Here is a 15,656-nt window from a genome sequence, read left to right as displayed (position 1 = left end):
AATGTAGTTGCACATATGTTTTGTGCTGTGATAAAATACGAGCGTTGCACAGTCTGGCCCATGATGGTCTTTAGGAGGTGCGGAAGAATGGCGAGACGTTGCGAAATCTGCGGCAAAGGTCCGCAAACCGGCCATAAGGTGAGTCACTCGCACATCCTCAACAAGCGCCGTTGGTTACCGAACATCCAAACAGTTCGGGCCAACGTGAACGGAACTGTTAAACGCGTTCGTGTGTGCACCCGTTGCTTGAAAGCGGGAAAAGTTACCCGTGCGGTATAATTGAGTCACCATACTTTAAACGTAAAGCACTACTGAAGAAGCACCGATGTCGGTGCTTTTTTCATTTCTATAGGGCACATCCGCCGACTACGACTACAACGGGTGCGACTGCGGACTGCGGAAAGGCAAGGCGGCAAGGCGATCCTTAGTGATCGCAAATCTCCCTATTAATCGAAACTCAGCTAGGCTAAGGATCCGAAAGATCCCTAACTCACAAATACATAAAACTTAGTGTCACGAAGAGGCACTAAGTAGATGAAATTGGACTCTAGCCTAGGTGATAGTGATCATGCAGATCACTAAGGGTAGACTCCTCATGGGCCATAGTGCGACAAATGATCACTATGGCTCCGCGCCAGAAGTGATAGTGTCATTAGGGATCACTATTTCATCTCCGCCCTCAGTTCCTCGGCAGTTCCTCGGCAGTTCCTCGGCAGACACCTATATCAGTGTACTGTCGCATAAGTGCGACCTAAAATAAATGAAACACCAAATAATCTCCTACACGTAAGTTAAACGGGCTGTCCTGCAGCCATCAGTAATGACTTTTGGACAGCCCTCGCCTCGATATAAGCCCTCAGTCCTTCGAGAACATTCCGATGCACGCTTTGACAATTCCTCCAAGAAACTTTGGGAGCTTTATCGTGTAGAATTTCATCCCCGGTCCCTCCTTGTCCTGTGTACCACAGGAGTCGACTTTTCTGGACGAATGTCCTCATCGCTACATGTATATTCCCGGGGGCATAAAATGTGCGCGAGAGAGTGTGCTTAGCTGTTAACTCCATTCTCGAAGGCATGTTCTCCGAGTTGCTTCAATTCTTGAATTGCACTCGTTCTGTCTTGTTGACCAAAAACTGCTGATCCCGCAACGAATACAGACGCCCCGGCTGTTGCCGCTTCACCAATTGTCTCCCGCTTGATGCCTCCATCTACTTCAATGGGAACATCTCCTCTGCCTAACCGTTTGAGAGTTGTACGAGCTTCGAGGATTTTCCTCGTTACAGCAGAGATGTAAGACTGTCCACCGAAGCCTGGATTCACGGTCATTAATAGCAACATATCCATCTCTTCCGCGATATATTCCAGACTTCCCAAATCTGTTGCAGGATTCAGTGCAACACCTGCTTGGACACCGGAGTCGTGAATTTGTTGCAGCGTCCTGTGCAAGTGGGGGCATGCCTCCGCGTGTACCGTAATCATGTCGGCACCGGCCGCTGCAAATTGTTCAATGTATTTTTCAGGTTCCACAATCATAAGATGGACATCCAAGAAACAGTCAAAGTGTTTACGCAACGCCGAAACGACATTGGGGCCCATTGTGATATTTGGAACAAAGCGGCCATCCATGACATCTACGTGAATCCAGTCAGCTCCGGCCGAGAGCACAGACCTCACTTCGCCTTGAAGATTGGCGAAATCTGCGGCAAGAATGGATGGAGCAATTTTCACTGTCAATACTTTCGTTCCTCCTTCAACCTGACGTGTTCATACAGTGTCCGGTAGCTCTCGTAGCGTTTGCTTGCAATCCGACCGGATTGGACGGCCTCCTTTACAGCACAGTTTTCCTCATCAATGTGCAGACAACCACGATATTCGCAATCGTTTGAAACCAGCATGAACTCTGGAAAGTAGGTGCGCAGTTCTTCACTTGGAAGTTCAACATTTATCTGACTGAAACCTGGGGCATCAGCCACATAGGTCTCATTCTCCAAACGAAACAACTCGACGTGCGTCGTGGTGTGCTTGCCGCGACGAGACTTATCGCTTATCTTCCCCATTTTCAGTCCCAGTTCAGGTGCGATTCGATTAGCCAAAGATGACTTGCCAGCCCCGGACGGCCCCGCAAAAACTGAAATTTTGCCTTGCAGCAAAGCGCGAACTTTCGCCACACCTGTGCCGTCTTGCGAACCCACAAAGACAACCTTATACCCTGCCTGAACGTAAGGCTCTACCAGCTTCGTCGCTTGCTCATCCGAAATGAGGTCCACCTTTGACAGGACAATGGCCGTCCGCAACCCTTCGGCTTCTGCAGAAATCAGTGTGCAGTCCAATAAGTGGCTGTGAAAATCAGGAGAGAGCGCCGAGAACACGAGAACAGCCTGATTGCAGTTTGCAATAGGAGGACGTATCAAATGAGTCTGACGAGGCTCCACTTTCGTGATCAGCCCCTCTGTCACAACTCCGTCTGTGCTGGAAACAGCGTCCCACTCGACAACATCGCCAACCAGTATGCTCACTTTTTGCTTACGGAACACACCTCTGGCCTTGCACTCTACCGTGCCTTCTTCGCTGTCTACAGCAAAGAAGCCGCCGAATGCTCGTACAACTGTTCCCTTCACGCAAATCCCCCTTTAAGCATATTTCCTGATTTTCCTGGTTTAGTATGACACCGGTATCGTCTTGATTTCCTTTCCGTCTTCCGTCACGTGAATCGTCCCTGTGGTGTTCGGGGCGATATACATCTGTACCGTGAAGGACGACGTCTTATTGATTACTTTGCTGACAACCGTTTGGTCCTGTCCTGTGGCATCTGTTTTCGTAATCAACACTTGATGTGTTTGATTGTTATTGTCATGAATGGTAACATCCACAGTCTTCTGCTTGGTGCCAGGAGGTAAGTTTCCAGTTGAGGTCCCGCCTCCACTTGAAGACCCGCCGCCATTGGACGATCCCGTTGAGTTCGACGACCCTGTTGAATTGTTATTCCCGGAACCAGGTGCCGGCCCGCTTGATACGACCAAATCAATGGATGTATTTTTGTCAACCTTCTGCCCTGCCTTATAAGGGTCGATGCTAAGCACCGTTCCTGAGGGTTGACTGCTTGACTGCTGCGTAATTGTGCCTTCGGTCAATCCGTTTTGCTTCAGCATTTGAGTAGCCTTGTCTATCGATTTTCCGACAATCGCAGGAACCGTTGTCTGCGGTGCACCCTTGCTGACTTTGATGGTGATTGTCTGATTGGTCGTCACCTTCGATCCCGCTGCAGGATTGGTAGATATGATTTGTCCCTGTTGAAAGTTGCTGCTGAGAGCCTTTTGTACCTTGATGTTCTTTTTCGGAAAACCGTAATTGGGTCCTGTTAACCAAGACTCACCCTGACTGAGTTCCATGCCCGACAAGTCTGGCATATTGATGGGTTGTGCCCCAGTGCTTACATAGATGGTCACAGTCCGGCCTTTCTTAATCTCCTGATTCCCGCTGGGGTCCTGTTGATACACAATTCCCTTGGGTTTTGAACTATGACCTTGTTGTTCTGTAATTTGGGACTTCGTCAAACCTGCCCCGACTAGCTTAGTAACAGCTTGTGATTGTTTGTCTCCCACCACATTCGGGAGATTGATGTTGGGAACTTTTAGCAGACTCATCAAGATGTAGTACGCCGCCAGTACAGCGACCACGACCATGACGACGGCTACCGTGATCCACATGAGAGTTTTCCAGATGGACCGTTTTTTCGCCGGAGCGTTTTCCTCTTGTTGCCCATCCTGCTGGCGCCGATACTGTTCATCCTGAACCGCGGGAACAGCAATCGTCTGCTCCGTGACACTGGATGGAGGTTGAAACTTTGGTACATCAGGATTCTGCAAGGCGCCGTTCAGGTCCTGCAGAACTTCATTCATGTCCCGGTACCTGTATTCCGGCGCTTTAACCAAACAACGCAGCACGATATTCTCCAAACTCTGCGGAATGTCAGGATTGATGTGCCGCGGATCCGTAAAATTATCGCGCAAGTGTTTTAACGCCACACTTACCGCAGAGTCTCCGGAAAAGGGCAACCGCCCTGTCAGGACTTCGTACATCACTACACCGAGAGAATAAATATCGCTCTTAATATCGGTTGTACCGCCCCGTGCCTGTTCCGGTGAAAAATAGTGTACCGAACCCATGACTGACTTCTCGTTGTGATAAGTCACAGTATTTCCGGTAATCGCACGAGCAATGCCAAAATCCGTGACCTTCACTTGATTGGATTTTGTCAGCAGAATGTTATGTGGTTTCACGTCGCGATGAATAATGTGATGGCTGTGGGCGTGCTCCAAAGCCTTACAGATTTGCTGAGTAATGTTAACGGTTTCCGAGGGAGACAGCGGACCGCGCTCGCGAATCAAATCCTTCAGAGTCGGCCCATCCACATATTCCATCACGATGTAGTATTCACCATCCGTAATACCGACATCGTAGATGTTAACAATATTAGGATGAGCTAACTTCGCAACAGATTGTGCTTCTTGCCGAAACCTTTCAATCAGTTCTTCGTCTCCCTCAAACTGAGGCCGCAACATTTTTACAGCAACAATCCGATCCAGAAGTGTATCTACAGCTCGATACACAACCGCCATTCCGCCGCCGCCAATCTGCTCTTGTAATTCATAACGATTTCCCAGACGGCGGGTCATGCGTCTTCACTCCTCATGCTGCCATTATGTACTGCAATCGCAATTGTGACATTGTCCGGTGCACCCCGATGGAGTGCCATCTGCAGCAGCTTTTGCACCACGTTTTCGACCTCAACATTCGTTGTTGCAATCTGCAGTGGAAACAAGGTGTGTTCAAGTTCCTCTTTTCCAACCAAATTGGTCAATCCGTCTGAACACAACAGGACTACGTCTCCTTCTTTCCACTTCAAAACATCAATGTCGACAATGGACTGACTATCAGTACCCAAGGACCGAGTAACAATGTTCCGCTGAGGATGATGCACAGCTTCGTCCGGGGTCAACTGACCTCTGCGGACCAGTTCAGCCACAAGGGAGTGGTCACTGGTCACTTGCTGCAAACTGCCTGCCATTAAAATGTATCCCCTGCTGTCTCCAACGTGGGCAAAAACGACCTCGTTGCCATCAAACATCGCTGCGACCATAGTTGTCCCCATGCCAAAGTACTCTTCATGAGTTTGTGACGACTCCCAGACTTTTCGATTCGCCTCCAGAACGGCTTCTCGCAACACCTCAGGAATGTCCTCTGTACGATGGTCTTGCAAGGCTTGTTTCAAGCCTGTTGCAACCGTGTCGACGGCCATTCGACTTGCCACATCACCAGCAGAGGCGCCTCCCATACCATCTGCGACAATCATATATTGATGTGTTGCCGGGATGTCACTGAGCTCGAATACGTCTTGATTCGTCTGTCTAACAAGTCCCACGTGGGATTGTGCCGCATACAGCATAAAGCCACCTCCACTACCTTTGCGGGCCGTTGTGTGCCCGACTGCTTCGTGTTCAACGTTCCAATTTCCAATATACGATACTTTGTGAGACAATGGCCGTATATTGTTCAGTTTGGCTTCTTTTGGCCAGTTTAGTTTTCAACTCCTTGTTTTTCATGTTCCGCTCTCAACTGCCCGCAGGCCGCAGAGATATCGTGCCCTTTTTCTCTTCGCACCGTAGCATTCATCCCGAGACGCTGCAGTTCCTTGACGAACGCCTCAACTTGCTCTTCAGGAGTTCTTGTATAATCCCGTTCCGGAACATAGTTAACTGGAATGAGATTGATATGGTTTGGAATCTCCTTAAGGAGATTCGCTAGATTGCGAGCATCTTGCAAACTGTCGTTTTCTCCGCCAATCAGGGCATACTCAAAGCTGATTCGCTTTCCTGTGTGTTCTACGTAATAATGACAGGCATCCAACAGTTTCGCAATAGGGTACGCTTTGTTGACTGGCATCATGGATGACCGCTTCTCATCCGTCACTGCATGCAATGAAACAGCAAGTGTAACAGGACGCCCGTCGTCAGCCAACCGCTTTATGCCGGGAACGATACCGACGGTGGAAATCGTGATATGCCGAAAGCCAATGTTTAATCCCTTTTCATCGTGCACAATGTCCATGAACCGGAAGACTTCGTCTAGATTGTCCATGGGCTCGCCAGAGCCCATCATGACGATTGAGGAGACTCTTCCCCCTTCCCGGTCCAGCAGTTTTTGACTGTGCAGCAACTGCTCAACCATTTCTCCTGCAGATACCTGGCGAATCATACCGCCAAGAGTTGAAGCACAAAAGTTGCACCCCATCTTGCAGCCAATCTGAGACGACACACATACGCTGTTCCCGTAATCGTGACGCATCAGCACCGTTTCAGCAGTCACTGCATCTGACCAGCCCAAAAGAAACTTCACGGTACCATCTTTCGACGTCTGGCGCAGTCGTTCAGCAGATGTATCGAGAACAGCGGATTCTTCCAACTTGGTGCGAAGATGCTTTGGCAAGTTCGTCATGTCCTTAAACTTCGTTACTCTTTTTTGATACATCCATTCAAACAGTTGTGTCGCTCGGTAAGACGGCTCATTCAGTTCTGTCTTGAGCCAATCAGCCAATTCCTCGCGTCGCAAACCATATAAGTGTTTCACTTTTAATTTCTCCTTAAATTGCCCTAGTTTCTCTTCTTCAAAAAATCTGTTACACAAGCGGATTGCATCCATGTATTATGCACGATCATCCCGATTTTTCCGAATCCGACACATAAAAAAACCATCAGTACCGTATACATCCGGGGTCAAAATGAAACCGGGGCCATTTTGTACTTCGGCAAACGCATCACGCAGTTCCTTCGGAAGATCCGGGATGACCGAGTCCTCAGTTACTTCACTGTGTCTTGCCAGTACATCCGCAACGACTTGCTGGTTTTCCTCAGGCAGTAAAGTGCAAGTAGCGTAGACAATGACGCCGCCAGGCTTGACAACTTCCACTGCGGCCTCCAGCAATTGCACCTGGAGTTTTGCCAGTTCAGCGATATCCGACTCCTTGCGGCGCCAGCGAATGTCCGGTCGGTGTCGGAGGACACCCAGACCACTGCAGGGAGCATCAAGCAACACACTGTCGAACATGGCCTGGTAATGAGGAAACTGAGGTAACAGTCTAGCATCCATTGCCATTGTCTGAATACTTTCGAGGTGCAGCCTCGTTGCCGTGCCAGCAATGAGTTTCACTTTATGAGGATGGATGTCCGCGGCTGTAACAGCACCGTCGTCGTCCATCAGTTCCGCAATATGTGCCGTCTTGCTTCCAGGCGCAGCGCACATATCGAGCACTCTTTGACCAGGAGAGGGTTGTAGCAACGGTGCAATTAACATGGCTGCTTCGTCTTGCACAGACACCTTTCCTTCCTGGTACAGCGACCACCGTTCCACATCCAAACCCCGCATCAATCTGAGCCCAACGGGAGACACCTCTGACGCGACCGCTTCTGCTAAACCATCCCTGTTGTTTATGTCGTCGAGCACTTTCTCAACCGTAGTCACTCGTGTATTAACACGCACAGATAAATGAGACTTTTGGTTCGAATGCTGTAATATACTGAGTGCGCGCTTTTTTCCGTATGCTGCGAATAAACGCTTGACCAACCACGTGGGGTAGGACAGCTCGACTCCAATTCTCGTTGCTTCATCCCTGATTGCAGCCGTATCAACACGTTCACGCCATGATCGTTTATCCCGAACATAAGAACGAAGTACACCATTCACGAAGCCTGCGGCACGGCGTTGTTCTTGTTTCGCTAATTCCACCGCTTCATTTAACACTGCATATACAGGCACCTTGTCCAAAAATGCCAATTGGTACACTGACATTCTCAATATAGTCAAAACACTTGCTTCCAAGTCAGTGACAGCCCGATTACAGACCTGCCCAATGAGAACATCCAGGGTACGCTGACGTTTTACAGTGCCGTAGACAATTTCAGAACACAAAGCCTTATCTCGTTCATCAAGAGCCGATGTGCGCAAAGCTTGTTGCAAGGCCAGATTGACATAGGCGTCTTTCACTGCAACTTCGTACAAAACACTGTAGGCACACCGCCGTGTTGTTATCTTCATCCGTTTTCACCCAGCATGGTCCTATCCGTCTGAATCCCTCTGAACCAGTCCTCAGCAGCCATTGCCTTCTTACCTGCAGGCTGCACTTGAACCAGTTGCACAGGTTTGTCTCGGCATTGTACAAGCACGCTGCCTTGAGCACTGGCAAAGACTGTACCCGGGGTAAGAGATTCTGGAACAATACCCTCGCCGATGTGATTTGTACCGGTAAACGAATCTGCGGACATCTGTCTTGTTTGCCATAGTTTCAGCCGCACTCCGTTCCAGCTCGTACGTGCCCCAGGCCATGGCGACAATGCTCTCACGTGGTTGTGGACTGCTTCGGATGAGTTCGTGAAGTCGACTTCCTCGTCGTCTGACAAAATCCGGTTCGCATACGTAATGCCGTCTGTGGGCTGAGGCTGCGGTGTAATATGGCCAGCCACATACTCAGGCAAGGTAGCAATGAGCAGTTCTGCGCCTAAATGGGCAAGTTTGTCATGTAGTGTCCCCACATTGTCTTCTGCGGTAATAGACAGCTCACGCGTGCTAAGAATCGGGCCGGCATCCAATTCAAGTACCATTTCCATGAGTGTAATCCCGGTTTTCCTGTCTCCGTTTTGCAGGGCCCGGTGAATCGGTGCAGCCCCCCGCCACCTCGGTAACAGAGAAGCGTGCACATTGATACAGCCTGCTTTCGGAATCTCCAGGAGCTTTTGCGGAAGTATCTGTCCATAGGCGGCGGTCACAATCACATCCGGATCCAACTTTGCAATCGCGTCTAAGGACGCCTCATCTCGTACCTTTTTTGGCTGCAGCACAGTCAAGCCAAGGCGCTGCGCTTCAGACTTGACCGGCGGCGGTGTCAAAGTCCGTTTGCGTCCCACCGGCTTGTCAGGTTGTGTAATAACAGCTCTGATGTCATAGGAATGCTCAGCCAAGGAGCGCAAAATTGGTACCGAAAAATCCGGTGTTCCCATAAACACTACGCGTGGAGCTTGCTTCATCGTCCTTGAGACTCCTTCTCTTGAACGCGTTCCACTTCATTTGGTTTCAGATAGTCTGTGAAGAGAATCCCATGAAGGTGATCAATCTCGTGTTGGATGCAGCGAGCAAACAACTCTCCAGCTTCCAGTTCTTTCTCGTTTCCGTTGCGGTCTGTATAACGGAAACGAATTCTGCTTGGCCGAGTAACAACTCCCCGCAACCCCGGAAGAGACAGGCAAGCCTCATGGGCTGCGTCGGTCTCCTCAGAGCGTTCTATAATTTCAGGGTTAATGAGTTCGAACAACCCATCTCCCACATCTGCTACGACAATCTGTTTCGCAATTCCAATTTGGTTTGCAGCCAGACCAATTCCGTCAGCATCATACATGGTCTGTGCCATATCGTCCAACAGCTTTTCAATTGCTTTGTTAATTTTCGGGACAGGTTTTGCTTTGTCCCTTAACACTGGATCATTGCCCGTACGGATAATTCGAATTGCCATTTGGATAACTCCTTTTCTATATACCTCTCCAAATAAGTGTATGGATTAAATTCTACCCGCGTTGACATCAAGGACACAAATGCCCTTGAGTTTTCTCATTTTCTCGTCCACAACGCGATAAGCCGCTGTGATACCCTGCGCAACGCGGTGCCACTGTGAATACTTTACCACAACTTGAAACCGGAATTTATCTTCAATGCGCGCAATTCGCTCCGGAGCAGCCGGCAGCACAGTTACAGTCTCGTCCTGCAGACGTCTTTTCAGTTCACGCTCGAACCGCCTCGCCGCACCTTTCGCTATGTTCTCTTCATTGTGAACAGCTTTGAACACCGTCATTTCGCAAAAAGGAGGATACCAGAAATTCTCTCGCAGTTGACGTTCCAGCTCATAAAACTCGCGGTAGTCATGACGTGCAGCTGCCGTGATGGCGTAGTGAGAGGGTCGATAGGTTTGAACCACAATGCGTCCCGGCAAGTCTGCTCTTCCGGCCCGGCCGGCCACTTGTGTCAACAAGCTGAACGTGCGCTCTGAAGCCCTGTAGTCCGGGATTGCTAGGAGAGTGTCCGCAGCAATGACACCGACGAAGGTCACGTTCGGAAAGTCAAGACCCTTCGCAATCATCTGCGTTCCGAGCAGGATATCCGCCCCTCCTTCATAAAACTGCTCGACAGCCCGCTTATGGGCACCCTTCTTGCGAGTCGTATCCACATCCATGCGGAGCACACGAAAATCCGGCCATAAATCGTTCAAATGCTGTTCGACTTGCTGTGTTCCAATTCCAAACGGACGTAAAGCAGATTCACCGCAGTGAGGACACACCGACGACATCGGTGTGTGAAACTGGCAGTAATGGCACTCTAGATAATGTTGTCCCGGTCGTCCGTGTAAGGTCAGTGATATATCGCAGCGCGGGCACTGCATGACTTCGCCGCATTCCCGGCATAAAACAAACGAAGCAAACCCGCGCCGGTTCAGAAACAGAACCGCTTGCTGACCGTGACGTACAGCTTGTTCGACACCTTCCTGCAACGAGTTGCTGAAAATCGAACGATTGCCGCTGCGAAGTTCTTCGCGCATATCCACAACCTCCACCGGCGGCAGCGGCTGATCATTAATTCTCGAGGGGAGTGTCAGGATTCTGGCCTGACCCTGTTCTGCCTTGTACATCGTCTCAAGTGACGGTGTTGCTGAGCCAAACACAACCACAGCCTGCTCCCTCTTTGCCCGCATCGAAGCGATTTCCCGAGCATCATAATAAGGTGTTTCCTCCTGCTTGTAGGATGCCTCATGCTCCTCGTCAACAATAATCAGCTTCAAATTCTCCACAGGCGCAAACACAGCCGATCTCGCTCCGATGACAACCCTTGCCTGACCCCGACGAATTCTGAGCCATTCGTCCCGGCGCTCTCCTTGCGACAACCCCGAGTGCAATACAGCCACTAAACTCCCAAAATGACCGGTAAACCGTCCCACCATCTGAGGGGTCAAGACAATCTCAGGCACCAAAACAGCGGCGGCGCCGCCCTGATTTACGGCACTGGCAATGGTTCGGATATAAACCTCCGTCTTCCCGCTCCCTGTCACTCCGTGCAGAACAAATTCATGGTAGACAGAAGAACTGACTGCCTCTTCGATTGCCTTCACAGCGGCAGTCTGTAATCTTGTCAGTTCGCGCTGGGAATCTACCGTCTCATTGAGCCCAGTATCAAGCGGTCGTCTGTACACCTCTTCTTCTGAGACACGGACTAATCCGGCACGAAGTAAAGCCCTCACAGCACCATCTGAAGGGACAACGCCCAGCGAATGCACAGACTGAGGTGATTGATGCAGCAACTGCTCGAGTAAGCGAGCCTGTTTTGGGGCCTGCTTTTGCTTTTCCTCGATAAACCCTCGCGCCTGATTCACATCGGATGTCAGATGCAGCGAGGCTTGTTTTTTGGCTGCTACCCTGTCACGGAGGTCTGCCGCTTCATGCACAGAACCACAAGCAATCAGCGATTCCAGCCAAATGTTTGCATTCTCCTGAAAACGCCGCAGAATTTCCGAAAATGACAGGGGACGTCGGCACAGCGTCTCCCATAAGGGAACCTCTTCAAGGCGCTCTGGCTTCACATCCGGATTACCTTTGTATACTTGCTTTGCCTGAACTCTGTAGGCCCCTGGTATTGCTGTTTGAATGGCTTCCAACAGCGTACACGCGTACCTGTGTGCCATGTCCTGAAGCAAGGAGAGCAGTTCCGGTCGCAGCAGCGGTTCACTGTCAAGTACGGCTAACACGGGTTTGAACGGGCTCGGGTTTTCGTCGCTCGCACGCAGTATCGTAGTTCTATCATATGTATCTGCTCGGGGTCCTATATCAGTACCTTCGGTTCGATCAATGTCTTCCTCAACTGACTCTACGCTCACAACAAATCCCTGCAAATGCTGTCTGCCAAACGAAACGTAGACTCTATGACCCGGCCGTATGGTGTTTTTTAGCCTCTCGGGGACGAGGTAGGTATAACTCCCGCTCACTTGTCGTGTTTTTGCATCGACAACGACCTCTGCCGTCAATCTAGTCACAATCCATTCCGCCTGTCTGTTCGTGACGAACTACCTGGATTTGGTCCAAAATCCTGTTTGCTACCTCAAACTTGTTGAGAACAGGCAGTGCGATTGGCTCCCGTCCTCGCATGAGAATAGTAACCACATTGGTGTCTCCGGCAAAGCCTGCACCGGGTGCCAGAATGTCGTTCACGACCACCATGTCCAGGTTCTTACGTTCGAGTTTGGCCATGCCGTACTGCAGGACATCGCTTGTTTCCGCTGCAAAGCCGACAAATGTTTGACTCGGTTGCTTACGACCCGCAACAGACAGAAGAATATCTGTGGTCTGTTCCAACTCCAAGTGCGTGACACCGGCACCTTTCTTCAACTTTTGATGATGTCTTACCACAGGGCGAAAATCTACTGGTGCGGCAGCACTGATATAAATGTCGGCTGTATCCACCACCTTGTCTACTGCATCATACATATCCTGTGTGGACCGCACGCGTATCATCTCGATGCCGCTAACGTCTGGTAAATTTGTAGGTCCTGATATCAACGTCACTCGTGCACCCCGTTGTTTTCCAGCCTCGGCCAGTGCATAACCCATTTTTCCGGAGGAATTGTTGCTGAGGTAACGAACGGGATCGATGTCTTCAATCGTCGGTCCAGCGGTAACCACAAGGTGTACCCCAGCCATGTCAGTCTTTTGGTTCAGGACAGCGGTAATCACTTGCAGGATATCCTCAGGCTCTGCCAGTCTGCCTTTGCCGGTATATCCGCATGCTAAGGGACCGGAACCCGGATTGATAATCAGAGCTCCGTTGTGCCGAAGGGTAGCCAAATTCTGTTGAACCGCAGGGTGCTCAAACATGTGAACGTTCATAGCCGGAGCAATGAGCAGTGGAGACGTGACGGCCAGAGCAGTAGTACTCACCATGTCATCAGCAATGCCAGCCGCAAGCTTCCCAATGAGATTGGCTGTCGCAGGAGCAATCACATACAAATCAGCCTTGTCCGCCAGGGCAATATGTGCAATTTCAGTGGGATTCGGTTCGTTGAATGTATCCACTACGACGGGTTTGCGCGTGAGCGACTGCAGTGTTAGCGGCGTGATAAATTTCGTTGCGTTTTCTGTCATCAGCACTTGTACTTCGTGCTGAGCCTTCATCAGCAAGCTGCAAAGTGAGGCAGCTTTGTAGGCGGCGATGCCGCCCCCGACTCCAACCAAAATTCGAGCCATGGGGATTCCTCCGCAATCTCTAGAATCAGGTATTTACAAAAACAGAACAACCATGTGGTTGCTCTGCTGCAAAACTTTGGTCTTATTTAATGCCTTCGTGCGTTCGCACATAAGTGATGCTTCCACTGTAGATTTCCCACAGGGCACGACTGACGTTTTTCGTAGCCGATGCACCTGGTTGGTCCATGGTCTCTTCTTGCAGCTGTCGAGCTCTTTTGGACGCTGTTACAACAAGCGTGTACTTGCTGTCAACCAGCTTCACCAGCTCATCAATTGACGGGTATAACACAGACTTGGTTCATCTCCTTCACTTGCTTCAAGGCTTCTATCTTAAGGCACCTCTTAGCATACCACAAAACCGGACTTTCCAAATCCTCTATCCTATTTTACGAAGTTCCTGTGAATCAAGCAAGACATCACCAGTCCAGCAATAGATCCAGGTTTCGTTTGACGCTCAGGTGTTCCGCCTCGATGACGGCTTCGATACGCTGGCACGCTGCCTCCACGACATCGTTAACCACAACGTAGTTGTACTCGCGCATCATCTGCAGTTCCTGTCTGGCAGCTCCAAAGCGTTTGCGAAAAGATTCTTCAGACTCGGTTCCTCGCCCCAAGATGCGAGCTTTCAGTTCAGTGGCTGATGGAGGGACGAGAAACAGAAACACTCCCGTTGGATAGTGGTGTTTTACTTGCATGGCTCCCTGAATATCGATTTCCAGGAGCACGTCCTGTCCTTGAGCAAGCTTCTGTTCCACAAAATCCCTGGGCGTCCCGTAGTAGTTCCCGTATACCTCTGCCCACTCAAGCAATTGATTGTTCGCTATCTTCTCTTCAAACTCACTCCGCGATGTAAAGAAATAATTTTCACCGTGCTCTTCTCCGGGTCGCGGAGCTCTGGTTGTCGCTGAAATGGAGAGAGAGAGTTCCGGTGTTCTTTGCATCAATGCGCCGCATACCGTACCTTTCCCGGCTCCGGAGGGCCCACTGAGAACAAATAATATCCCGGATCGCGAACGTGTCAAAACCATCATTCCTCTTCGTCAATAAGTTGGTCTTTCGTATTTAGACGGTGAGCCACTGTTTCTGGCTGTACCGCGGACAGAATTACGTGATCGGAATCGGTAACAATAACCGCTCTTGTTCGGCGTCCATAGGTTGCGTCAATCAACATGCTTCTGTCCCTTGCTTCCTGAATGATTCGTTTGATTGGTGCAGATTCAGGACTCACTATGGAAATTATCCGATTTGCCGAAACGATATTGCCAAAGCCGATGTTAATGAGCTTGATAGGCATCAGGTTCTCCCCTCCCGCGAAGAAACTTTAGTATTCTTCGCTACTCAATATTTTGCACCTGCTCCCGCAATTGTTCAATGATTGCCTTCAGATTCACCGTGGTCTGAGCAATTTCTACGTCCTGGGACTTTGAGGCAATGGTATTTACTTCTCTATTCATTTCCTGAATGATAAAATCCAATCTTCGTCCGATGGCTGAGCTAGACTGCAATGACGCATGAAACTCCGTAATATGGCTGCGAAGTCGCGTCAACTCTTCATCAATTGTCATTCTGTCTGCCATTAGGACGACTTCTGTCATCACTCGACTCTCATCCGTTCGAGCTACGACTTCCTCTAACTTGGCACGCAAACGTTGTTCCCACGCCTTTAGAACAATTGGAGCACGCTTTTCAATAGAGTTCGTTAGCTCCTGTGCGTTTCTGACTTTTTCCTTCATATCCTCTGCTAATCTCTGTCCCTCGCGGATCCTCATCGCAAGTAATTGGCCGACCGCGTCTGCCACAGCACGCAGGGTTACGGCGGACAATGTCTCACTCTGAACGGAACTGACAACTGGTGTAATGACGCCAGGGTACTGCAGCCAGTCTACCACAGTGGCTGGCCCAATATCTGAAATCTGAGCCTGTATTTCTTCTGCTGCCGCCTTCAGTTGGTCCAGCAGTCCTGAGTTGACCGACAGTGTCCCTGCTGCCGACGTTTCGTCTAAAGAGATATACACATCCATACGACCTCTGGCAAAACTGGCTTTCACCTGCTGTCGAACCGCCTCTTCGACCATCATCAAATCTCTTGGTGCACGAACAACGCATTCAAAAAAACGGTGATTGACAGCACGAATCTCGACGGAAACCGCAACATTGCCTTCCTTAACAGAAGCTTGTCCATACCCAGTCATACTTTTTACAGCCATGTGAACGCCTCCAGAGTGCTTCTATTCTACTCTACATTTTTTTGAAAATACAAGTAAGGGGCTGTGAACAATTCACAGCCCCTGCAATTCACTGCCTTTATCGGATGATATCAAATCCGCA

16 protein-coding genes are annotated in these 15,656 nt (G+C 49.9%); 1 reads left to right on the top strand and 15 read right to left on the bottom strand.

What is annotated here, in order from left to right:
* The first annotated feature begins 87 nt into the window (after nt 1-87).
* Complete coding sequence (rpmB, locus tag GI364_RS10245; protein WP_198853477.1) at nt 88-279, top strand: 50S ribosomal protein L28; 192 nt, start codon at nt 88-90, stop codon at nt 277-279.
* A gap of 577 nt (nt 280-856) precedes the next feature.
* Here rpmB and spoVM read toward each other — a convergent pair.
* From spoVM to GI364_RS10170, 15 genes are all read right to left on the bottom strand, one after another.
* The gene (gene spoVM, locus GI364_RS10240; RefSeq protein WP_198853951.1) at nt 857-937 is read right to left on the bottom strand and encodes a stage V sporulation protein SpoVM; all 81 of its coding nucleotides are present in this window, start codon (nt 935-937) and stop codon (nt 857-859) included.
* Nucleotides 938-1,047: 110 nt separating this feature from the next.
* The gene (gene rpe / locus GI364_RS10235; RefSeq protein ID WP_198853476.1) at nt 1,048-1,734 is read right to left on the bottom strand and encodes a ribulose-phosphate 3-epimerase; all 687 of its coding nucleotides are present in this window, start codon (nt 1,732-1,734) and stop codon (nt 1,048-1,050) included.
* Nucleotides 1,731-2,618, bottom strand: a complete 888-nt coding sequence (gene rsgA / locus GI364_RS10230) for a ribosome small subunit-dependent GTPase A (protein ID WP_198853475.1) — start codon at nt 2,616-2,618, stop codon at nt 1,731-1,733. The genes rpe and rsgA overlap by 4 nt, the downstream gene beginning before the upstream one ends.
* 39 nt (nt 2,619-2,657) lie before the next feature.
* Nucleotides 2,658-4,676, bottom strand: coding sequence for a Stk1 family PASTA domain-containing Ser/Thr kinase (gene pknB, locus GI364_RS10225; RefSeq protein ID WP_198853474.1), 2,019 nt, complete (start codon nt 4,674-4,676; stop codon nt 2,658-2,660).
* Complete coding sequence (locus GI364_RS10220; RefSeq protein WP_198853473.1) at nt 4,673-5,446, bottom strand: Stp1/IreP family PP2C-type Ser/Thr phosphatase; 774 nt, start codon at nt 5,444-5,446, stop codon at nt 4,673-4,675. Before GI364_RS10220 ends, pknB begins: the two co-directional genes overlap by 4 nt.
* Before the next feature lie 131 nt (nt 5,447-5,577).
* On the bottom strand, nt 5,578-6,627 hold the full coding sequence (gene rlmN, locus GI364_RS10215; RefSeq protein WP_233096093.1) for a dual-specificity RNA methyltransferase RlmN: 1,050 nt from the start codon (nt 6,625-6,627) through the stop codon (nt 5,578-5,580).
* 75 nt (nt 6,628-6,702) lie between these two features.
* Nucleotides 6,703-8,091, bottom strand: a complete 1,389-nt coding sequence (gene rsmB, locus GI364_RS10210; RefSeq protein ID WP_198853471.1) for a 16S rRNA (cytosine(967)-C(5))-methyltransferase RsmB — start codon at nt 8,089-8,091, stop codon at nt 6,703-6,705.
* Nucleotides 8,088-9,077, bottom strand: a complete 990-nt coding sequence (fmt, locus tag GI364_RS10205) for a methionyl-tRNA formyltransferase (RefSeq protein ID WP_198853470.1) — start codon at nt 9,075-9,077, stop codon at nt 8,088-8,090. The genes rsmB and fmt overlap by 4 nt, the downstream gene beginning before the upstream one ends.
* Nucleotides 9,074-9,559: a peptide deformylase gene (gene def, locus GI364_RS10200; RefSeq protein ID WP_198853469.1), complete on the bottom strand. Its 486-nt coding sequence runs from the start codon at nt 9,557-9,559 to the stop codon at nt 9,074-9,076. The genes fmt and def overlap by 4 nt, the downstream gene beginning before the upstream one ends.
* 45 nt (nt 9,560-9,604) lie before the next feature.
* The gene (gene priA / locus GI364_RS10195) at nt 9,605-12,121 is read right to left on the bottom strand and encodes a primosomal protein N' (protein ID WP_198853468.1); all 2,517 of its coding nucleotides are present in this window, start codon (nt 12,119-12,121) and stop codon (nt 9,605-9,607) included.
* Entirely contained in the window at nt 12,114-13,328 is a 1,215-nt protein-coding gene (coaBC, locus tag GI364_RS10190) for a bifunctional phosphopantothenoylcysteine decarboxylase/phosphopantothenate--cysteine ligase CoaBC (RefSeq protein WP_198853467.1), read from the bottom strand. Before coaBC ends, priA begins: the two co-directional genes overlap by 8 nt.
* Before the next feature lie 82 nt (nt 13,329-13,410).
* A complete protein-coding gene (rpoZ, locus tag GI364_RS10185; RefSeq protein WP_198853466.1) occupies nt 13,411-13,617 on the bottom strand; it encodes a DNA-directed RNA polymerase subunit omega in 207 nt (68 codons plus the stop codon).
* Nucleotides 13,618-13,744: 127 nt separating this feature from the next.
* Nucleotides 13,745-14,350 (bottom strand): guanylate kinase, encoded by a 606-nt coding sequence (gene gmk, locus GI364_RS10180; protein WP_233096092.1) that lies wholly within the window; start codon nt 14,348-14,350, stop codon nt 13,745-13,747.
* 5 nt (nt 14,351-14,355) lie between these two features.
* Entirely contained in the window at nt 14,356-14,622 is a 267-nt protein-coding gene (remA, locus tag GI364_RS10175) for an extracellular matrix/biofilm regulator RemA (protein ID WP_198853465.1), read from the bottom strand.
* A gap of 40 nt (nt 14,623-14,662) precedes the next feature.
* A complete protein-coding gene (locus GI364_RS10170; protein WP_198853464.1) occupies nt 14,663-15,535 on the bottom strand; it encodes a YicC/YloC family endoribonuclease in 873 nt (290 codons plus the stop codon).
* Nucleotides 15,536-15,656: the final 121 nt, after the last annotated feature.

This window comes from Alicyclobacillus sp. SO9 (genome assembly GCF_016406125.1).
In the GTDB taxonomy this organism is placed as follows: domain Bacteria; phylum Bacillota; class Bacilli; order Alicyclobacillales; family Alicyclobacillaceae; genus SO9.
Note: the sequence above shows the minus strand (reverse complement) of the source record. Positions and strands in the feature narration are given on the sequence as shown.